General features: G+C 57.3%; 18 protein-coding genes and 2 tRNA genes. 6 read left to right on the top strand and 14 right to left on the bottom strand.

Going from position 1 to position 21,428, the window contains the following annotated elements; genetic code table 11:
* Window positions 1–136: 136 nt before the first annotated feature.
* The 9 genes from sucD to sdhC form a co-directional block, all read right to left on the bottom strand.
* Entirely contained in the window at window positions 137–1,012 is an 876-nt protein-coding gene (sucD, locus tag COA55_RS16310) for a succinate--CoA ligase subunit alpha (protein WP_007150875.1), read from the bottom strand.
* Window positions 1,009–2,178 carry an ADP-forming succinate--CoA ligase subunit beta gene (sucC, locus tag COA55_RS16305; protein ID WP_290502994.1) on the bottom strand — a complete coding sequence of 390 codons (1,170 nt, stop codon included), beginning with the start codon at window positions 2,176–2,178 and terminating at the stop codon, window positions 1,009–1,011. Before sucC ends, sucD begins: the two co-directional genes overlap by 4 nt.
* A 74-nt stretch (window positions 2,179–2,252) precedes the next feature.
* Window positions 2,253–3,692 (bottom strand): dihydrolipoyl dehydrogenase, encoded by a 1,440-nt coding sequence (lpdA, locus tag COA55_RS16300; protein WP_290502993.1) that lies wholly within the window; start codon window positions 3,690–3,692, stop codon window positions 2,253–2,255.
* Between the two features lie 92 nt (window positions 3,693–3,784).
* Window positions 3,785–5,038 (bottom strand): 2-oxoglutarate dehydrogenase complex dihydrolipoyllysine-residue succinyltransferase, encoded by a 1,254-nt coding sequence (gene odhB / locus COA55_RS16295; RefSeq protein WP_063519906.1) that lies wholly within the window; start codon window positions 5,036–5,038, stop codon window positions 3,785–3,787.
* A gap of 16 nt (window positions 5,039–5,054) precedes the next feature.
* Window positions 5,055–7,889, bottom strand: a complete 2,835-nt coding sequence (locus tag COA55_RS16290; RefSeq protein WP_290502992.1) for a 2-oxoglutarate dehydrogenase E1 component — start codon at window positions 7,887–7,889, stop codon at window positions 5,055–5,057.
* Between the two features lie 392 nt (window positions 7,890–8,281).
* Window positions 8,282–8,998 carry a succinate dehydrogenase iron-sulfur subunit gene (locus COA55_RS16285; protein ID WP_063519193.1) on the bottom strand — a complete coding sequence of 239 codons (717 nt, stop codon included), beginning with the start codon at window positions 8,996–8,998 and terminating at the stop codon, window positions 8,282–8,284.
* Between the two features lie 12 nt (window positions 8,999–9,010).
* Complete coding sequence (gene sdhA / locus COA55_RS16280; protein ID WP_063519194.1) at window positions 9,011–10,786, bottom strand: succinate dehydrogenase flavoprotein subunit; 1,776 nt, start codon at window positions 10,784–10,786, stop codon at window positions 9,011–9,013.
* 3 nt (window positions 10,787–10,789) lie between these two features.
* Complete coding sequence (gene sdhD / locus COA55_RS16275; RefSeq protein WP_007150974.1) at window positions 10,790–11,161, bottom strand: succinate dehydrogenase, hydrophobic membrane anchor protein; 372 nt, start codon at window positions 11,159–11,161, stop codon at window positions 10,790–10,792.
* Complete coding sequence (sdhC, locus tag COA55_RS16270; RefSeq protein ID WP_063519195.1) at window positions 11,155–11,532, bottom strand: succinate dehydrogenase, cytochrome b556 subunit; 378 nt, start codon at window positions 11,530–11,532, stop codon at window positions 11,155–11,157. The genes sdhD and sdhC overlap by 7 nt, the downstream gene beginning before the upstream one ends.
* Window positions 11,533–11,986: 454 nt before the next feature.
* Here sdhC and gltA point away from each other — a divergent pair, with 454 nt between their 5' ends.
* From gltA to COA55_RS16255, 3 genes are all read left to right on the top strand, one after another.
* Complete coding sequence (gene gltA / locus COA55_RS16265) at window positions 11,987–13,270, top strand: citrate synthase (RefSeq protein WP_290502991.1); 1,284 nt, start codon at window positions 11,987–11,989, stop codon at window positions 13,268–13,270.
* A gap of 218 nt (window positions 13,271–13,488) precedes the next feature.
* Window positions 13,489–14,595, top strand: coding sequence for an SMP-30/gluconolactonase/LRE family protein (locus COA55_RS16260; RefSeq protein WP_290502990.1), 1,107 nt, complete (start codon window positions 13,489–13,491; stop codon window positions 14,593–14,595).
* On the top strand, window positions 14,592–15,476 hold the full coding sequence (locus COA55_RS16255; protein WP_290502989.1) for an NAD(P)-dependent oxidoreductase: 885 nt from the start codon (window positions 14,592–14,594) through the stop codon (window positions 15,474–15,476). The genes COA55_RS16260 and COA55_RS16255 overlap by 4 nt, the downstream gene beginning before the upstream one ends.
* A gap of 143 nt (window positions 15,477–15,619) precedes the next feature.
* Here COA55_RS16255 and COA55_RS16250 read toward each other — a convergent pair whose 3' ends face one another.
* On the bottom strand, window positions 15,620–16,657 hold the full coding sequence (locus COA55_RS16250) for an amidohydrolase family protein (RefSeq protein ID WP_290502988.1): 1,038 nt from the start codon (window positions 16,655–16,657) through the stop codon (window positions 15,620–15,622).
* Between the two features lie 174 nt (window positions 16,658–16,831).
* Here COA55_RS16250 and COA55_RS16245 point away from each other — a divergent pair, with 174 nt between their 5' ends.
* Window positions 16,832–17,239, top strand: a complete 408-nt coding sequence (locus COA55_RS16245) for an MbcA/ParS/Xre antitoxin family protein (protein ID WP_290502987.1) — start codon at window positions 16,832–16,834, stop codon at window positions 17,237–17,239.
* Window positions 17,230–17,937: an RES family NAD+ phosphorylase gene (locus COA55_RS16240; protein WP_290502986.1), complete on the top strand. Its 708-nt coding sequence runs from the start codon at window positions 17,230–17,232 to the stop codon at window positions 17,935–17,937. The genes COA55_RS16245 and COA55_RS16240 overlap by 10 nt, the downstream gene beginning before the upstream one ends.
* 179 nt (window positions 17,938–18,116) lie before the next feature.
* Here the strand turns inward: COA55_RS16240 and COA55_RS16235 are convergent.
* From COA55_RS16235 to gltX, 3 genes are all read right to left on the bottom strand, one after another.
* Window positions 18,117–18,192: transfer RNA gene (locus COA55_RS16235), tRNA-Glu, on the bottom strand.
* Window positions 18,193–18,197: 5 nt separating this feature from the next.
* Window positions 18,198–18,273 (bottom strand) — tRNA-Ala (locus tag COA55_RS16230).
* A 254-nt stretch (window positions 18,274–18,527) separates the two neighbouring features.
* Window positions 18,528–20,015, bottom strand: a complete 1,488-nt coding sequence (gltX, locus tag COA55_RS16225) for a glutamate--tRNA ligase (protein WP_290502985.1) — start codon at window positions 20,013–20,015, stop codon at window positions 18,528–18,530.
* Between the two features lie 177 nt (window positions 20,016–20,192).
* Between gltX and COA55_RS16220 the strand changes: the two genes are divergently transcribed.
* Window positions 20,193–20,747, top strand: coding sequence for a DUF4399 domain-containing protein (locus COA55_RS16220; protein WP_063520750.1), 555 nt, complete (start codon window positions 20,193–20,195; stop codon window positions 20,745–20,747).
* Window positions 20,748–20,871: 124 nt separating this feature from the next.
* On the opposite strand, the gene COA55_RS16215 is transcribed toward COA55_RS16220, so the two are convergent.
* Window positions 20,872–21,428, bottom strand: a 557-nt coding sequence (locus COA55_RS16215) for a universal stress protein (protein ID WP_290502984.1), incomplete at its 5' end; no start/stop codon positions are given.

Genomic DNA, 21,428 nt, shown 5'->3' with positions numbered 1-21,428 from the left:
ACCCTGAAAGAGCTGCTGAATCCGGACCCTCCAGACAAAAAAATAGAGCCTCAAATGAGGCTCTATTTATGATCGCCCCAAACTGTGGGACAGCAGTGGGCAAATGCCGGCCTTTTTTGTATCGCTAGCGGCGGGTTTACCAGCCGGTCGCTTCTTTCACAGCTTTACCGATTTCTGCCGGGTTGCGCACGGTTTTCACACCCGCCGCTTCCAGGACAGCAAACTTCTCGTCAGCCGTGCCCTTGCCACCAGCAATAATGGCACCAGCGTGGCCCATGCGCTTGCCTGCAGGAGCCGTTACGCCAGCGATGTAGCTGACCACCGGCTTGGTGACGTTCTCCTTGATATAGGCAGCCGCTTCATCTTCTGCGGTACCGCCGATCTCACCGACCATCACGATAGCTTCGGTCTGCGGGTCATTCTGGAACAATTCCAGCGCATCAATGAATGTCATGCCAGGAATCGGGTCGCCACCAATACCAATACAGGAAGACTGACCAAAACCCAGCTTGGTGGTTTGGTTAACCGCTTCATAGGTCAGGGTACCGGAACGGGAGACAATGCCTACCTTGCCAGGTTTGTGGATATGGCCCGGCATGATCCCGATCTTGCACTCACCCGGCGTAATTACCCCAGGGCAGTTCGGGCCGATCAGACGAACGCCGTCCATGCGGGAGATATACTCTTTGACGAAAAGCATATCCAGTGCAGGAACCCCTTCCGTAATGCAGACGATCAGTTCGATGCCGGCGTCTGCAGCTTCCAGAATGGAGTCCTTGCAGAACGGTGCAGGCACGTAAATCACGCTGGCGGTGGCGCCGGTTTCAGCCACGGCTTCTGCCACGGTGTTGAATACCGGCAGGCCCAGGTGGGTCTGGCCGCCTTTACCCGGGGTGACACCACCCACCATCTGAGTGCCATACTCAATGGCCTGTTCAGAGTGGAGTGTGCCCTGGCTGCCGGTGAAGCCCTGGCAGATAACCTTGGTGTTCTTGTCGATCAATACGCTCATGCGGCACCTCCCACTGCTTTCACTACCTGTTCGGCAGCATCATCAAAACTTTGTGCGGCAATGATGTTCATGCCGCTTTCTGCCAGCTTCTGGGAACCCAGCTCCGCATTGTTACCTTCCAGACGAACCACAACCGGGACCGTCACGCCCACTTCTTCCACGGCACCGATAATACCTTCAGCAATCAGGTCACAACGGACAATACCGCCAAAGATGTTCACCAGAACGCCTTTTACCTGATCATCAGACAGGATGATTTTGAACGCTTCGGTCACGCGCTCTTTGGTTGCACCACCGCCCACGTCGAGGAAGTTGGCCGGCGCACCGCCTTTCAGCTTCACCAAATCCATTGTGCCCATGGCCAGGCCCGCACCGTTCACCATGCAACCGATGTTGCCGTCCAGCGCCACGTAGTTCAGGTCCCACTCGGCAGCACGACGCTCACGCTCGTCTTCCTGACTGGGATCGTCCAGTGCCTTGATGTCCGGATGACGATACAGCGCCGAGCCATCCACGTTGATCTTGGCGTCCAGGCAGTGCAGATCGCCCTCATCGGTAATCACCAGCGGGTTCACTTCGATCAGCGCCAAGTCCTTGTCGATAAACAGCTTGGCCAGACCCACAAAGATCTTGGCAAACTGATTGACCTGCTTGCCTTCAAGACCCAGCTGGAACGCGATCTCACGAGCCTGGTAGGGCTGTGCGCCCACCAGCGGGTCGATTTCCGCCTTGAGAATTTTCTCCGGGGTTTCTTCTGCGACCGTTTCGATGTCCACGCCACCTTCGGTGGAGGCCATGAAGACAACACGGCGGCTGGCACGATCCAGTACCGCACTCAGGTACAGTTCTTTGGCAATGTCAGTGCAGGTTTCCACCAGAATTTTTGATACCGGCTGGCCGTGTTCATCGGTCTGGAACGTCACCAGGTTCTTGCCCAGCCACTGCTTGGCAAACGCCGCCGCATCTTCCGGGGTATCCACCAGCTTCACACCACCGGCCTTACCACGGCCGCCCGCGTGAACCTGGGCCTTCACGACCCATTTTTCACCACCGATCTCTTTCGCCTTTGCTGCGACCTCTTCCGGGGTATCGCAGGCAAAGCCGGTAGAGACTGGCAACCCATAATCAGCAAAAAGCTGTTTTGACTGATACTCATGGAGATTCATGCCAATACTTCCATCATCAATGAATTAGTGGCGCCCTGTTCAAGCGCCGTTATCGCTGCCGTTCAAATGTCGCACTATTTCTTGCGACGACGCTGCGCCACATGGATTGCTTTAAAGTCCGTGGCCAAGGCTGCTTCATGAACGGTTTCTGACAGGCTTGGGTGACCAAACACCATCAGCTGCAAATCTTCCACGGTAGCCCCAAATTCCATGGCGATAACGCCTTGCTGAATCAGCTCGGACGCCTGCGGGCCTACTACGTGCATTCCCAAAATACGGTCGGTCTTTTCGTCGGCGACAAACTTCACCATGCCACCGGTTTCACCGGCCGCCATGGCACGCCCGTTGGCAGCGAAGGGCACGGCTCCGGTCTTGTAAGCATCACCGGAATCCTTTACTTCCTCTTCGGTCTTGCCGACCCAAGCCACTTCCGGGTGGGTATAAATCACCCCGGGAACGGCGTCGTAGTTCACCTGGGTGCTTTCACCCATGATCACTTCCGCCACCATGACACCTTCCTCGATGGCCTTGTGGGCCAACGCCGGGCCACGCACCAGGTCACCAATGGCGTAAACGCCGGGGACATCGGTTCGGCACTGGCTGTCCACGTAAATATAATTACGCTCATCCAGGCTGACGCCGGCATCCTGGCTAAGCAGGCCTTCGGTATAAGGACGACGGCCCACCGCCACAATCAAGCGATCGAAGGTTTCTTCCTGTTCGCCACCCTTGTCGGTGAAGTTCACCACGACCTGATCCTTCTTCACTTCAGAACCGGTTACGCGGGCGCCCAAGCGAATATCCAGCCCCTGTTTGGTGAACTGCTTCTGGGCATCCTTGGCAATCTGCTTGTCCACCGCTGGCAGGAAGTCATCCACCGCCTCCAGTACGACAACCTCACTGCCCAGACGGCCCCAGACACTGCCCAGCTCCAGGCCGATCACGCCCGCACCAATCACACCAAGGCGCTTGGGCACCTTGTCAAAGTCCAGAGCGCCGGTGGAATCCACAATCACTTTCTGGTCGACAGATGCCACGGGAATATCCACCGGCACTGAGCCCGCAGCCAGAATCACGTGTTCGGCCTGCAAGGTCTGTGTATCGCCATCCAAAGGCTGGAATTCCACCTGCTTGCCGCTTTTCAGCTGGCCGGTACCCTGCAGCCAGGTCACCTTGTTGGCCTTGAACAGCTGGGCAATACCACCGGTAAGATTCTTGACGATGGTGTCCTTGCGCTTGAGCATGGTCTCAAGGTCCAGATCTGCGCCCTTGATCTTGATACCATGGTCTGCCAGAGCGGATTCCGTCTCGTGGTACTTCCACGAAGAATCCAGCAGCGCCTTGGACGGAATACAGCCCACATTCAGACAGGTGCCGCCCAGAGCCGGCTCATCCTGCTTGTTGATCCGCTTTTCGATACAAGCCGTGTTCAGCCCCAGTTGCGCGCACCGGATCGCGGCCACATAACCACCGGGACCACCACCAATGATGATGACGTCGTAGTTGTCACTCATGCTCTATTCCTTCTATCGCTGGCACGTTTCGCGCAGCACGCTGGCACGCCATATCGCGTGTGCGTGCCAGCATGAAGCGTGCGGGCGTGCATTCAGATATCCAGCAACAGGCGCGCCGGATCTTCGATAAAGTTCTTTACTGCAACCAGGAACTGCACCGCTTCCTTGCCGTCGATCAGGCGATGGTCATAGGACAGGGCCAGATACATCATCGGCAGGATTTCCACCTTGCCGTCCACTGCCATGGGGCGCTCCTGAATCTTGTGCATGCCAAGAATCGCCGTTTGTGGCGGGTTCAGAATCGGCGTGGAAATCAGTGATCCAAATACCCCACCATTGGAAATGGTGAAGGTGCCACCGGTCATCTCTTCAATGGACAGCTTGCCCTTCTGGGCTTTCTGACCATACTCGATAATCTGCGATTCCACTTCTGCCAGGCCTTTCTGGTCCGCATCGCGCAGGACAGGTACAACCAGACCTCGCTCGGTAGATACCGCCACACCCACGTCGTAGTAACCGTGATAGACGATGTCTTCGCCGTCGATGGAAGCGTTCACTGCCGGGAAGCGTTTCAGCGCTTCCACACAGGCACGGGTGAAGAACCCCATGAAACCGAGACGCACGTTATGGGCTTTCTCGAATTCCGGCTGGTAATGCTTGCGCATATCCATGATCGGTTTCATGTTGACCTCGTTGAAGGTGGTCAACATGGCCGAATCCTGCTGGGCCGACACCAAGCGCTCGGCAATCCGCTTGCGCAAACGAGTCATCGGCACCCGGCGCTCTTCACGCTCACCCGGTGCACCCGGCACATCCAGAGTCGCCGGCTGCTGTGGAGCCGGTTGACTGGCACGCTTCTCGGCCTTGTCCGTAATGACCTTTTCCACATCACCCTTGGTAATGCGGCCACCGCGACCCGAGCCCTTCACCTGGTCTGCTGCGATGCCATGCTCGCTCATCAGCTTGCGGGCCGCCGGGCCAGCCTGATCGCCTGCACTATCATCGTCGTCTGCAGCTTCAGACTTCGCATCATTTTTCTGTTCCGCAGAAGCCTCATCACTGGCTTTCTCTGCCGGCTTGTCATCGCTCTTGCCGGCACTGCCACTGGCTCCTTCGTCGAAGGTGCCCAGTACCTGTTGGCTTTCTACGGTTTCGCCCTCTGCCGCCATGATCTTGCTGATCACGCCATCGGCTGGCGCCACCACTTCCAGCACAACCTTGTCAGTTTCAATATCCACCAGCAGCTCGTCACGCTTCACCGCTTCACCTTCCTGCTTGTGCCAGGTGGCTACGGTGCCGTCTGCTACTGATTCCGGGAACTGCGGGGCTTTGATATCAGTCGCCATGCCTAATCCTTAACTGTTACTTAATCTCGAAGGCGTCCTGAACCAGACGCTGCTGTTGTTCCACGTGCAGAGACATTGAACCCGCTGCCGGGGCGGCCGCCATATCGCGGCCAGCGTAATGCACAGGCCCCACGCCAGCTTGTTGTGCTACACGGTACATATGATGCTGAGAGCAATACCAGGCACCCTGGTTCATGGGCTCTTCCTGACACCAGACCAAATGCTCCAGGTTAGGATAGCTCTCGAGAATTTCCTGCAAACGCTGCTCAGGGAACGGATACAACTGCTCGATCCGCACCAGCGCCGTGTCACTCAGATCATCGCCATCACGCTTTTCCAGCAAGTCGTAGTAGACCTTGCCGGAACACATGACCACGCGGTTGACCTTCTTGCGATCCAGATCAGCCAGGTCATCCAGTACTGAATGGAAAGTGCCGTGGGCCAGATCCTCCAGTGCGGATGTGGCCTTTTTATGGCGCAGCAGGCTCTTCGGGCTCATTACCACCAACGGTTTACGCAGTGGCCGTACAGCCTGACGGCGCAACAAGTGATAAATCTGCCCGGGGGTGCTTGGCACACAGACCTGCATGTTGTGCTCCGCGCACAGTTGCAGAAAACGTTCCAGTCGGGCGGAAGAATGTTCCGGGCCCTGCCCTTCATAGCCATGGGGAAGCAGCATGGTCAGGCCACACAAACGGCCCCACTTGGCCTCGCCGGAAGAGATGAACTGGTCAATCACCACCTGAGCACCGTTGGCGAAATCACCAAACTGTGCTTCCCAGATCACCAGAGATTTGGGAGTGGTAGTCGCGTAGCCATATTCATACCCCAACACCGCTTCTTCAGAGAGCAATGAATCGTAGATATCGAAGCGCGGCTGCCCCTCGTAGAGGTGCTGAAGCGGCACATATTGCTCACCGTCTTTCTGGTTGTGCAGCACCGCGTGACGGTGCGAAAACGTGCCGCGACCACTGTCCTGGCCGGTCAAGCGAATGGCAAACCCCTGATCAAGCAGCGTCGCATAGGCCATGGTTTCCCCATAACCCCAGTTCAGGGGCAAGGCACCGGCGGTCATTTTGCGGCGGTCTTCCAGGATTTTCTTAACCTGACGCTGAACGACCACCCCTTCCGGCGGTGTTTCCAGGCGGGTAGCCAGATCCTGCAATTTCTTCAGCGGGTACGACGTATCCCAGTCATCTTCCACCTTATGACCGATGTAGGGAGACCAGTCCACGAACAGTGCCTTGTTTGGCTCACGCACCAGGGATTTCACCACATGGTTACCGGCGTCAAGCATGTCACGGTAATCATCCACGGTTTTCTGGGCTTCCTGTTCACTGATCACTTTTTCGTTGATCAGCTGTTCGGCATACAGGGTTCGGGTGGTCGGGTGGCTTTTGATCTTTTTGTACATCATCGGCTGGGTCGAGGACGGCTCGTCCGCCTCGTTATGGCCCGAACGGCGATAACAAATCAGATCAATCACCACGTCTTTCTTGAACTGCATGCGGTAATCCACCGCAAGCTGGGTGACAAAGTACACCGCTTCCGGGTCATCCGCATTCACGTGGAAGATCGGCGCCTGCACCATTTTTGCCACATCGGTGCAGTACTCAGTGGAGCGGGCGTCATCACGCCGGCTGGTGGTAAAGCCCACCTGGTTGTTGATGATCACATGCAGGGTACCACCGGTGTGGAAACCCCGGGTCTGGGACATCTGGAATGTCTCCATGACCACACCCTGCCCGGCAAAGGCAGCATCACCGTGCAATATAATCGGAACAACCTGCTCGCCACCCTCGTCATCACGGCGATCCTGACGGGCACGTACTGACCCTTCCACCACTGGAGAAACGATCTCCAGGTGTGAGGGGTTGAAGGCCATGGCCAGATGCACTTCACCGCCAGACGTTTGTACGTTGGACGAGAAGCCCTGGTGATACTTCACATCACCGGAGCCATTTTCATTGAAGCTCTTGCCATCGAACTCTTCGAACAGGTCTTTCGGGCTCTTGCCCAGGGTATTCACCAACACGTTCAGACGGCCCCGGTGGGCCATACCGATCACCAGCTCCTTGGCGCCATAACTGCCCACGCGCTGGATGATTTCGTCCATCAACGGAATCAGCGATTCGCCGCCTTCCAGGCCGAAACGCTTGGTGCCGGGGTATTTACTGCCCAGATATTTTTCCAGGCCCTCGGCGGCGGACAGACGCTCAAGAATATGCTTCTTGATGTCTGTACCGTATTCCGGGTGACAGCGCACCCCTTCCATGCGTTGCTGCAACCAGCGTTTTTCCGCCGTGTTGACCATGTGCATGTATTCCGCACCCACGCTGGAGCAGTAGGTACTGGTCAGGCAGTCAACGATATCGCGGAGAGAGGTTTCAGGCTTACCAATAAACAGGTTGCCTGTTTGGAATACGGTATCCAGATCAGCCGTGCTGAGACCGTGATGCGCCAGTTCCAGGTCCGGAACGGCTTCGCGCTCCATGATGCCCAGCGGATCCAGCTTGGCCACCTGGTGGCCACGGTTTCGGTAGGCTGCAATCAAGTGCAGCACACGGACCTGACGACGCTCATGCTCCGTGCTGACCGCACCGGCACCAAACTTCTGCACCCGCGAACGGTTCTTCGCCTGCAACAGAAAGTATTCACGCACGGCGGCGTGGGGCACGTCGGATTCGACGGCGGTATCAACACTGGGGAGTTTTTCGAAATAAACGCGCCAGTCTTCCGGCACGGAATTAGGATCAGTCAGGTAGGATTCGTACAGTTCATCGACATAGGCAGCGTTGGCTCCCCCGATATGGGAGGACTGCCATTGCCGCTGCATGGAACTGTCTTGCATGTTAGCTCGTTCCTTCGGCGGGAGGTTGTCACACTCTGTGGTATGAGTAACTGCGACCACAGGGGGGCGACCCTGTTCCCGTACGCTCGTATTTTTCGGAACAACGCCTTTTAAGCCCTGTTCCACCCATGAGATGCAACCTGCTATCTCGCCCATACCGGGTCGGGTCTGGGTAGAAGCCTGCTACCTCTCGTCGAGGGATTACCTCGAACTGCTATCTAGTGTAGCCCTTTTAATTCGGTTTTGTTAGGCACCGAATTCATAAAGTAACTTATGACTCTTTCCGAATGTGTCTGCCATTGGCAAAACGTCGAATAGACAGCAAAAAACGTCATCTCCGACTTTATTACATACAAAAAAGGCGGCCATCAGGCCGCCTTTCTCGTTTCGGGTCAGATGCCCCGCTCCAACAGCATGGAACGGATATGACCAATGGCCCGGGTCGGGTTCAACCCTTTCGGGCAAACGCTGACGCAGTTCATGATGCCGTGGCAACGGAACAGGCTGAAGGGGTCATCCAGTTTGGACAGACGCTCTTCAGTTACTGTGTCGCGGCTGTCCGCCAGGAAGCGATAGCTCTGCAACAGGGCCGCCGGCCCCAGGAACTTGTCCGGGTTCCACCAGAAACTTGGGCAGCTGGTTGAACAGCAGGCACAGAGAATACACTCGTACAGGCCATCCAGCTTTTCACGCTCTTCCGGGCTCTGCAGGCGCTCGATGGCCGGAGCCGGCGAGGTGTTCTGCAGATACGGCTGCACTTTTTCGTACTGGTTATAGAACATACCCATGTCCACCACCAGATCACGAATGACCGGCAGGCCCGGCAGCGGGCGCAGGATCAGCGGCTTCTTGCCTTCCAGCACACCCGGTGCCACCTGGGACAGCGGAGTGATACAGGCCAGGCCGTTCTTGCCGTTCATGTTCATGCCGTCGGAACCGCAAACACCTTCACGGCAGGAGCGACGGTAGGACATGGACTCGTCCTGTTCTTTCACCAGCGCGAGAATGTCCAGCACCATGAGGTCTTTACCCTGGGTATCGACCTCATACTCCTTCATGCTCGGCTCGCGATCCGTTTCTGGATTGTAGCGATAGATACTGACTTTCATCGTTAGCTCCCCTTAGTAGGTCCGCGCCTTGGGCTGGAAGGTGTCAACGGTCTTCGGCTTGAAGTTCACGTCACGCTTGCCCAGCTTCTTGGCTTTGGGGTCGAAGATGGAGTGGCACAGCCAGTTCTCATCGTCACGATCCGGGTAATCGTAGCGGGAATGCGCGCCACGACTCTCGGTACGGCCTTCGGCCGCGATGGCGGTGGCTTCCGCCACTTCCAGCAGGTTATCCAGCTCCAGCGCTTCAATACGCGCGGTGTTGAACGGCTTGCTCTTGTCATCCAGGTGCGCCTTGGAAATCCGCTCACGCAGATCGGCCAGCTTGGCCACGCCTTCCGCCATCAGGTCGCCCTTGCGGAACACCCCGAAGTGGTTCTGCATCACGCTCTGCAGCTCTTTGCGCAGCGCGGAGACAGATTCGCCACCCTTGGAGTCGTCCCAACGGCGAACCCGGGAGAGCGCTTCCTCAATGTCGGCATCGCGCGGCTCGTATTGAGTCATACCCTGACGCAGGGCATCTTCAATGTACAAACCGGCTGCACGACCGAATACCACCAGATCCAGCAGCGAGTTACCGCCCAGGCGGTTGGCACCGTGTACGGATACACAGGCCACTTCACCCACGGCAAACAGACCGTTCACGAACTGCTCTTCGCCTTCATGGCCACCGGTCAGCTTGAGCGCCTGACCGTGAACATTGGTGGGGATACCGCCCATCATGTAGTGACAAGTCGGCACAACCGGGATCGGCTCTTTCACCGGATCGGTCTGCGCGAAGGTAATGGCCAGTTCACAGATGCCCGGCAGGCGGCTGTGCAGCACTTCTTCACCCAGGTGATCCAGCTTCAGGAAGACGTGATCGCCATCCGGACCGGCACCACGGCCATCCAGAATTTCCATCATCATGGAACGGGCAACAACGTCACGGGACGCCAGATCTTTGGCGTTCGGCGCGTAACGCTCCATGAAGCGCTCACCGTCTTTATTGATGAGATAGCCACCCTCGCCCCGGCACCCTTCGGTTACCAGTACGCCGGCACCGGCGATACCGGTGGGGTGGAACTGCCACATTTCAATATCCTGCACCGGCAGGCCGGCACGCAGGGCCATGCCCACGCCGTCACCAGTATTGATCAGGGCATTGGTGGTGGAGGCGTAGATACGGCCGGAACCACCGGTGGCAAAGACGGTTGCCTTGGCCTTGAAGAACACGGTTTCACCGGATTCAATATCAATGGCGATGACACCACAGACATTGCCGTCAGCATCTTTTACCAGTTCTGCCGCGTACCACTCATTGTAGAACTGGGTGCCGTTCTTCAGGTTCTGCTGGTACAGGGTATGCAGCAGCGCGTGGCCGGTACGGTCAGCCGCCGCACAGGTACGGGCCGCCTGGCCGCCTTCACCGAAGTTCTTGGACTGGCCACCAAACGGACGTTGGTAGATACGACCTTCTTCAGTACGGGAAAACGGCAGCCCCATATGGTCCAGTTCGTAGACCGCTTCAGGGCCTACATTACACATGTATTCGATCGCGTCCTGGTCACCGATGTAATCGGAACCTTTCACGGTATCGTACATGTGCCAGCGCCAATCATCGTTGGGATCGGCGGACGCGATCGCACAGGTGATACCGCCCTGGGCGGATACGGTGTGCGAACGGGTCGGAAAGACTTTGGAAATCAGCGCAGTCTTGAAACCGGACTGGGCCATTTGCAGTGAGGCGCGCATACCGGCACCACCACCACCTACGACGATAGCGTCAAACGTAATAGTGCGAATGGACATGGATTACGCCCCTCCCCAGATCAGAACCAGACCCCAAAGCAGGTACACAACCAACGCCAGTGCAATTGCCAGCTGGGCAATCAGGCGAACGCCGGTGGCGGCTTTACCAAAGGTCAGGCTGGTCAGGTAGTCCGTGGTTACGCCCCACAGGCCTACCCAGGTGTGTGCAGCGACAGAAATTACCAGCAGGGTGTTGGCTATCTGCATGCAGATAGATCCCATGAAGGCTTTCCAGCTGCCATAATCCAGATCACCGGCGGTGATCAAATAACCCAGCATGCCGATCATGTATACACCGATGATGACAGCTGATACTCGCTGAATGAGCCAGTCATACAGGCCGTTACGGCCCAGGCTCGTTACACTGGTTACCATATCCAGACTCCTGTCAGCAGAATCAATACCGCAGAGATGATGAAGGCCAACTTGGCGCCACGACGGCCGCCTTCCAGGCTTTCACCAACACCGGTGTCCATAATCAGGTGACGAATGCCCGCCACCAGGTGGTATAGCAATACAGACAGGATGCCCCATACCACCAGCTTCACCAGCAGTGAGGTCATCATCAGTTCTTTCAGGTCCGCAAAGCTCTCGGGAGACGCCAGGGAGCGATCCAGCATCCACAGCAGAATCGGCAACGCCAAAAAGATGGCAACGCCGGTTACACGGTGGGTGATAGATGCTATAGCCGTGACCGGGAACTTGATCGTGCTCAGATCGAGGTTAACGGGTCGCTTATCGTTCACGGTAGCCTACTTATAGCCGGGCCTCTGTATTAGAGGCGGTTGTCGGGAACTTGGCAGAGTCATTGAGATCAGAACGTGAAGACTGATCTTAATAATCTGCCCGGGCCGGGGTGGGCCCGTGTGAAACCCCCAGCAGGAGGTTTCTGCCGGGCGGGAGTATATCGCCGCGACTTACGCAAAACAAACGCTCCAGGTGACAATTATTCTTCACTTACCGGCTAACGCGTTGATTTACAATGATGCACCTGATGTGAACGCCGTGAATTTGTGTTGCACCATGCTGAGGCAAAACGACCATTCAGGCGTAACAAGCTGTTTACCCTACAAAAGTCTGACTCGCCGGTTCTCGCCTGCGCGTTGACAAAGGTGTGTCAAAACTTTACCTTCCCCCGCGCTTTGGAGGACCTTCCTTACCTTGAGGAACGTTCCCTCGTCCGCCAATGGAGAGATTCCCATGACCGAGAAGAAAGCCACTCTCAAGGTAGAGGGTCAGGACCTGGACCTGCCGATCTACACCCCGACTCTGGGCCGCGACGTTATCGACGTGTCCAAACTGGTAGCTAACGGCGTCTTTACTTTCGACCCGGGTTTCACCTCTACCGCTTCCTGTGAATCCAAGATCACCTTTATCGATGGTGAAGTGGGTAAACTTCTGCACCGCGGCTACTCTATCGAAGAGCTGGCAGGTCAGTCCGATTATCTGGAAGTGTGTTACACCCTGCTGTACGGTGAACTGCCCACCGCAGAACAACGTGATCAGTTCATCAGCACCGTGAAGAATCACACCATGGTGCACGAGCAGATCCGCAACTTCTTCAACGGTTTCCGCCGCGATGCCCACCCGATGGCCATCATGTGTGGCGTAGTTGGCGCGCTGTCCGCCTTCTACCACGACTCTCTGGATATCAATAATCCCGAGCACCGTGAAATCACCGCGTACCGCCTGATCGCGAAGATGCCCACCATCGCGGCCATGTGCTACAAGTACGCGCTGGGCCAGCCGTTCATGTACCCGCGCAACGACCTGGGTTACGCAGAAAACTTCCTGCACATGATGTTCGGCAACCCCTGTGAAGAATCCAAGATCAGCCCGACCCTGGCCAAGGCCATGGATCGCATCTTCATCCTGCACGCTGATCACGAGCAGAACGCCTCCACCTCTACCGTGCGTCTGGCAGGCTCCTCCGGTGCCAACCCGTTCGCCTGTATTGCTGCCGGCATCTCAGCCCTGTGGGGCCCGGCACACGGTGGCGCCAACGAAGCCGTGCTGAACATGCTCGATGAAATCGGTCACATCGATAACATCGACACCTACATCGCCAAGGCCAAGGACAAGAACGACCCGTTCAAGCTGATGGGCTTCGGTCACCGCGTTTACAAGAACTACGATCCACGTGCCACCGTGATGCGCGAGTCCTGCCACGACGTTCTGGCCGAACTGGGTGTGAACGATCCGCAGCTGGAACTGGCCATGAAGCTGGAAGAAATCGCACTGAACGACCCCTACTTCAAAGAGAAGAAGTTGTTCCCGAACGTGGATTTCTACTCCGGCATCATCCTGAAAGCCATCGGGATCCCGACCTCCATGTTCACCGTAATCTTTGCCCTGTCACGCACCGTGGGCTGGATTGCGCACTGGAACGAAATGATCTCCAACCCGTACAAGATTGGCCGTCCGCGCCAGCTGTACACCGGCGAAGCCGAGCGCTCCTTCGTGCCGGTCAACGAGCGCAAATAAGCGCCTCGTTATCGCCTGACAAAAAACCGCCTTCGGGCGGTTTTTTTGTATCTGCAAAACCACCGCGAGTTAAACTCGTGGCGCCTTAAAACTCGCTGCTCGCCTACCGGGCAACACCGGTTTCGCCCCGCTGATTGGAGCCTATTACCACCCTGCATTTGCGTGGTTGCGCCGTGCATGCAAGCATCATCGTCTCGCTAGCCAACGCAGACATGACAATGAAAAAAATTCTCGCGCTTCTCATCATCATCGCCATTGCCGCCTACCTGCTATTCTGGCCGGTCAGTATCGAGCCCTTCGCCTGGCAAGCCCCTACGGCCCCCGCCCTGGAAGGCCCCTACGCCACCAACACGGCACTCAGTGACACCCGCATACTCGGCAAGAATGAAGGCGTTGGCCCGGAAGATGTGGCCATTGATGATGAAGGCCACCTGTACGTGGGCTATGTAGATGGCCGCATTGTTCGCTTTGATCCCGACGGCAAGAACCCGGATCTGATCGCCAACACCGGAGGCCGGCCATTGGGTCTGGATTTTGCGCCCTCTGGCAACCTGATCGTTGCCGATGGCTACAAAGGACTTTTGAGCATCAACGCGGCCGGCGCTATCACAACCCTGAGCGACAGCGCTAACGGACTGGCCTACGGTTTCACCGATGACGTGGATGTGGACAGCAACGGCATCGCCTATTTCTCCGATGCCTCCAGCAAATTTGGCCCGGCCATGCATGCCCGCGACGACATCATGGAACACGGCGGCCACGGGCGGCTTTTGCGTTACGACCCGGCCACCGGCCAAGCCGAAGTCCTGCTGGATGGCCTGCAGTTCGCCAATGGTATCGCCCTGTCGCAGAATGAAGACTTCGTACTGGTGACCGAAACCGGTAATTACCGCATCGTTCGCTACTGGCTCAAAGGCGACAAAGCCGGCAGCCACGATATCTTCATGGATAACCTGCCCGGCATCCCGGATGGCATCTCGGCCAACGGCGACGGCACTTTTTGGCTTGCCCTTTTCAGTCCCCGTAATGCCATGCTCGACAGTCTTTCCGACAAACCCCTGCTGCGCAAAGTGGCCTTCCGTATGCCCAGCTTCCTGCAGCCGCAACCGGTGCATCACGGCTTTGTGCTCGGCCTCGACGAGCAAGGACAGGTCACTCACAATTTGCAAGACAACAGCGACGGCGCCTTCGCCCCGATCACCAGCGCCGAACAGCATGGCAACACCCTCTACCTGGGCAGCCTTACCGAACCTCGCTTTGCCGCTTACCCCCTGGGCGATAACAGCCCCGTCACTGACAGTAATGATGGAGGCAGCGACAAATGAGCGCCCTGAACGCCGCCTTTATCGGACTAGGCACCATGGGCTACCCCATGGCCGGCCATCTGGCCGAAGCAGGTATCTCCATGACGGTGTACAACCGAACAACTCTCCGGGCGCAGCAATGGGCACGGGATTACCCAGGCAACTACGCAGCCACACCTGCCGAAGCCGCCCGGGGAGCGGATCTGGTCTTTGTCTGTGTCGGTAACGACGACGACCTGCGTCAGGTAACGCTCGGTGATGACGGCGCCCTGCAAGGCTTGGCCAAGGGCGCCATTCTGATCGATCACACCACTGCCAGCGCAGAAATGGCCCGCGAGCTGGATACCGCCTGTCGGAAGCAGGGCAATCATTTTATCGATGCCCCGGTCTCCGGCGGACAGCAAGGGGCAGAAAACGGCCAACTCTCGATCATGTGCGGGGGTGACGAGGCGATCTATCAGCGCGTACTCCCCACCCTTCAGCATTACGCCAAAGCCACCAACCTGATGGGGCCGGCGGGCAGTGGCCAGCTGACCAAAATGGTCAACCAGATCTGCGTAGCCGGGCTGGTGGAAGGGCTTGCAGAAGGCGTCGCCTTTGCCTTGAACGCCGGCCTGGATGCCAGCAAAGTCTTCGAAACCATCAGTCAGGGGGCCGCCGGCTCCTGGCAAATGGTAAACCGGCACCAGACCATGATCGACGACCAGTATGAGCACGGCTTCGCGGTGGACTGGATGCGCAAGGACCTGGATATCTGCCTGAACGAAGCTGCCCGGAACGGGACGCCCCTGCCCATCACTGAGCGAATAAACGACTTTTACCGGGATATTCAGGCCATGGGCGGAGGCCGCTGGGATACATCATCCCTGCTGCGTCGATTGCAGAAAAAGCCTGAAACCTGAAGCCGCATGCCTGACGCAATAAAATTGAAACCCACACCACCACCGATGTGATTGCGGGTTTAGGCGTCAGGCAGCCCGCAAGGCGAAAAAACAGCCCTCATCAGAAACCGGGGCTTGCCCTTAAATCCACGACAAATCTTCATTCAAGGCAACTTCACTGCCCCTTTTCTGGGCACTAGCGCGTCCGCATTCCCGTGTGAAAGCTGCTCTGCCACTTTTTTGGGCAATGCTTCCAGCAACGGTTCATACTCGCCCAGCACCTTCTCCATGCTGTCGAAATGCCCCACCAGGTCGGTTCCCAGGGTAAAACGGTCCGGGAATTCACGGATAAGGGCCAGCCACTCCTTGCTGGGCACGCCGTCATCAATCAGGTAGTGGTCCTTTACGCTCCACGACAGATCAATATACAAATTTTCATAGCGGCTCAGTAATGCCCGCAGGATAGGCGGTAAGGTCCCCAGTGGCGCCTGTCGCTCTTCCACACCACCACTGGTGCCAGCGTGGGCCAGCAAAAAACGGGTTTCCGGGTGTTCACTGAGCGCCTCTTCCAGCTCCCCCAGATAGATCGGTGTCTCTTCGCGGAGGGAGGTCAGGTTGCTGTGCAGCAACACGGGAAGATCATAGCGCCCCGCCATTGCATACACCTTCATCAGTGCCGGATGGTTGGCCCGGGGAGTCTCTCCTTCGGTGAGCGCAGTGAGCTGATCATGCCGGGTGAGAATTTCTCCAATCCCCTGCCACAGCCCCGGATAACGCTCAATGAGGCTTTCCACCTGCTCCGCTGCGTGCATGTCCGTGGGGTTGAAACCACTGATAAACGGCTGCAATCGCGCCTGCTGCTCTTCCGGCAGCGACAACACCGCCTGGGCCACAATGTCATCCGTGGCGCTGTAGTAATACAGCGGCGCCTCATCGCCCAGATAATAGCGGGGGCGGCGTGGCGCCTCTGCCTGCCATTTTTTCATCACCGGCAGACCAAATACCCAGGCTCGCTCCACACCCGCCTCATCCATGGCCGCGATCATCGCCTGGGCGCCCTCACTGTCCTGCATGAAATCCACATAGTGCAGGTGCGCATCAGTCCATTGCCGGCTCGCAACATCTCCTGCACTGGCACAGCCTGCCGACAGCGCAGCCAACAGCAACACTACGCTACCCAACACATTAACCCTGTTTCCCATCCAGCCTCTCCAGCAAATGTTCACCAACCCGGCGCCCGGCCATCCAATGACCGCAATACAGTGACTACAGACATCTCAGGTTGTTCATGGATATGACATTTTCTTGCTCTGAATGTCTCAATATAGACAAAAACCAAAATATAGACCATTATTGTCATCAACAGGAGGCAAAACATGGAACCCGCAACAGCCTATACCCCACACGCTCTGGACGATGGCGCCCGCCATGCCGCCTTGCGTGCGGTATTGAAACTACTGGAGCACTGGCAGTGCAGCGAAAAGGAGAAAATGGCGCTACTCGGTGTCGGCCGCTCCACCTTGCACAAATACCAGAGCCAGCCAGACAGCGCACGGGTAAGCCAGGACCTGCTCGAGCGCCTCAGCTACCTGCTGAATATCCACCAGGCACTGCGCACCCTGTTTGGCAACAAGGAGAACGTGTACGGCTTTGTGCGCATGGCCAACCATAACGCCTTTTTTAATGGCGCCACGCCCATGAGCATCATGGGCAGCGGCCGGGTCGCCAGCCTTTACGAGGTGCACCGTCAGCTCGACAGCCTGCGAGGCGGCCAATGGGGCTGAGTGAACCGAATACCGATGCCTTGCCATGTACCACGCTACGCGGACAAATCGCCTACCGGCTGGTCAATGGCAAATACCCCCCCATCGCCATCTTCGATGATGTGGCGGACCAGGCTGACTTCGATGCGCTGTTTGCGGTGCAGGCACTCACTAATCCACGCCTGCAGAATGATGTTGGCGAGCTGAACCGGGTACCGCCCGATCAGCGCCCCTGGGGCATCCCCGGTTGCAACTACGCCCTGGGCCCTTTCGTGCATGTGAACCCGGCCGGTTCGCGCTTCTCTGCGGGCCATTACGGCGTATTCTATTGCGCCGACCGCATGGCAACGGCCATTGCCGAAACCCGCTATCACCAGCAACGCTACTTCCAGCAGGTGGATGGCCTCAAATATGACCGCATCGTGATGCGCGGTCTGAAGGTCAATTTCACTGCGACACTCATCGATATCACTCCTGCCAGTGACCACCCACACTGGCATGCGCCCGATAATTACAGCGCAGCTCACCTGCTGGGCCAGCATCTAAGGGACCAGCAGCACAGCGGCATTCATTACGAATCGGTGCGAGCCCCCGGCAGCCATTGCTACGCCCTGCTGACCCCGCAAATTATCGCCAGCATTACCCCCAGCGCTCACTACGAATACATCTGGGACGGCGAAAAAATCGCCCACACCCTTACCATCCGCCGGCCGAGTTAACGCAGGAAGCAGTGTTTCCAGTAAGCGACGCATAGGAGAGAGGCATTCACTACTTGCGGCTTATCCTGGGACCGCAAGATCAGGCCAGACCTGTAGCGTGATGCATGTTGCGTAAAACGTGTTACGGCCGTAAAGCGGCCATAAAAAAGCCCCACTCTTTCGAGTGAGGCTTTTCTATTTGGCGTCCCCTAGGGGAGTCGAACCCCTGTTACCGCCGTGAAAGGGCGGTGTCCTGGGCCACTAGACGAAGGGGACGTGTTTGGTGGAGCTAAGCGGGATCGAACCGCTGACCTCAACACTGCCAGTGTTGCGCTCTCCCAGCTGAGCTATAGCCCCAAATACCAGTGGGATCAGGTGCATCCCGGTAGGTGCGGCGTATTCTACCGGCCACCCCTACCCTGTCAAGCGCCAGCCAGCGGTTTTTTTCAGAATGAAGTCGATTTGACTACATCCTGAGCAAGTTGCTGAAAAAAAAAGCGAAAATCAGCTACGAGCTACGAGCTACGAGCTACGAGCTTACAGGATTGTGCCGGGCTAGTTACTGAGCACAACCCTGCCAGCCGGCTTACGGTTTTCCTCACAGCTAGTCGCTAGAAGCTCGCAGCTATGTCTCTGTACGCCTTCTCCAGTTTCTTCATCTGCTTCTTGGATACCCCACCCAATACCTCAATGGCGTGGCGGATGCGGGCACGGCTGATGTCAGAACCGATGATCTCCATGGAGTCCACCACCGAGAAACTGGCACTGGTGCCGGCAATGGCGATGAAGACCGGGAACAGGAAATCCTTGATCTTCACTTCCAGGGCATCGGCGATGGCTTTGGCGTCGGCGAACAAGCCATCACGGTTCCAGTCGTTGCGCGCTTCATAGGTCCAGAGCAGATACTGCAACCACACCTTGATATCATCGGTGCCGTACTGCTTATGCTCGAAACTGGCTTCGTTGATCGCCGGCATACCGTTAAAGCAGAACGCTGCCTTATCCGCCACTTCCGACAAGGTCTCCACCCGCTGGCGCAAGTGCGGGATGATTTTCATTGCGTAGTCGCGGTTGTAGGCCCAGCCAAGTAGCGAATCCAGGAATTGCTCATCGCTCTGATCGCGCAACCATTGGCCGTTCAGCCAGCTCAGCTTTTCCACATCGAACACCGGCCCCCCCAGAGACACACGCTGGATATCGAACGCGTCCTGCATCTGCGCCAGCGAAAATTTCTCGCTCTCATCCGGCATGGACCACCCCATGCGGCCCAGGTAGTTGACCAACGCTTCCGGCAAATAACCCATGCGTTGGTAGAACAGGATACTGGTGGGGTTCTTGCGCTTGCTGAGTTTGGATTTATCCGGGTTACGCAGTAGCGGCATGTGACACAGCGCCGGCATTTCCCAGCCAAAATATTCATAGAGCAATTTGTGCTTGGGCGCAGAGTTAAGCCATTCCTCGCCACGAATGACATGGGTGATCTCCATCAGGTGATCGTCCACGATATTCGCCAGGTGGTAGGTTGGCATGCCGTCGGATTTCAACAGAATCTGTGCATCGACCAGCGCCCAGTCCAGCTCGACCGTGCCGCGCAGCATGTCCTGAATTTCACAGCGACCGTCCATGGGGACCCGCATGCGAATCACGTAGGGTGCGCCTTCGGCTTCACGTTTCGCCTGCTCATCCGCCGGCAGCTCCAGATCCGACGGCTTGAGCGCCCGGTTCTCGCCGCTCTCTTTCAGCGCAGCACGAAGCGTATCCAGCTCTTCACTGGTGCGGTAGCACTTGAACGCATGGCCCTTTTCGATCAACTCGTCCGCGTACTGGCGATACATCCCCTTGCGTTCACTTTGCCGGTACGGTCCATGCGGCCCGCCCACGTCCGGGCCTTCGTCCCAGGTCAGCCCCAGCCATTTCAGAGAATCCAGGATCATCTGTTCGGACTGATCCGTGGAACGGGTCTGATCCGTATCTTCGATACGCAGAATAAACTGGCCGCCATGCTGCTGCGCAAAGCAGCGATTGAACAAGGCAATATAAGCCGTGCCGACGTGGGGATCACCGGTGGGCGACGGGGCGACGCGAGTACGAACAGTCATGCTGACTCCAATAATGCAAACTGGCGCGGATTATACCTGTCAAAGCCGCCACCATGTAGACACGAAGCCCGGGGTTTCTGCTATGGTTATGACAACTTCGTGATTCCGGTTCACTCTGTTGCCTTGTTTTGTCTGGCAGCAGGTCTTCATTGGATTCAACTGCTCAAGGAAAAGACCATGCGTATTCCGTTTCAACGTTCCCTGCTCGTCGCTGTGATTGCCAGCACTACCCTGCTGCAAGCCTGTTCCGACAACAGCGAAGACGCCGCCAAAGAGGCTGCCGCCCCAGCTGCACAAGCCCCGGCCGCCGCCGATCACAGCAATCACATGAACACAGATGACAGCGCTGACAAACCCGCTGCCACCGGCATCACCCGCAGCTCGGCCCCGGAAGGCGCCGCCGCTGAAATCGTCAGCCCGGCCAATGGCGCCACCGTCAGCAGTCCGGTGAAGGTTGTCTTTGGCCTGGAAGGCATGGATGTGGCTCCGGCCGGCAATGAGCAAGAAAACAGTGGCCACCACCACCTGCTCATCGACCTGGAAACCCTGCCGGACATGGGCATGCCCCTGCCCGCCAACGACCAGGTAGTGCATTTCGGTAAGGGTCAGACTGAAACCGAGCTGGAACTGGAGCCGGGCACCCATACCCTGCAACTACTACTGGGCGATTACCGCCATGTTCCCCATGAGCCACCGGTCATGTCCGAGAAGATCACCATCACGGTGGAATAAAAGCGCTGCACGGACGCATTCCACATAAAAACGCGGGCTCTGTCAGCGCCAACAGGCAAAGACAGGCCCGCGTTTTTTGTGGTCTCCAACAAACAGCGTGTTGCGCCTGGATAGTCAGTAAAACTTACCGCAGCAACAGGTGCGGCACCTTCGCTTCCCGGATCATCTTGTTAGTGGTGCTGCCCACAAAGAATTCGCGGATGCGGGAGTGGCCATAGGCACCCATCACCACCAGGTCCACGTTGTGGCTCTGCTGGTACTGGTGCAAGGCAGGCTCCACCTCACCCTCAAGCGTAGCCGTTTGCACGTTATGCCCGGATTGTTCGAGCTGCCGAGCCGCCTCATCAAGCCCCTCATGGTTATTGCCAACCGTCACCAGATGACAATCCAGCCCCTGAAACAGCGGGCTGTCAGCCAGCATGCTCACGCCCTTGCGCGAGGTAGCGCTGCCGTCGAATGCGAGCATGATGGTTTTCGGTGCCTGAAACTCCCCTACCGTCACCAGGATTGGACGATGCAGAGCGCGGATCACACGCTCCACATTGTCTCCCACCTGAGCACCAATACCCTCGTGCTCTTCGCCTTGCTTGCCGATCACCAGCAAACGCATGCCTTCTTCCAGTTCGGCAAGCGTATCCACCAGGTCACCGTGACGTTGACGCTGTTGCGGCTCGCTAATGC

This window comes from Alcanivorax sp. (assembly GCF_002733835.1).
Lineage (GTDB): Bacteria > Pseudomonadota > Gammaproteobacteria > Pseudomonadales > Alcanivoracaceae > Alcanivorax.
Note: the sequence above shows the minus strand (reverse complement) of the source record. Positions and strands in the feature narration are given on the sequence as shown.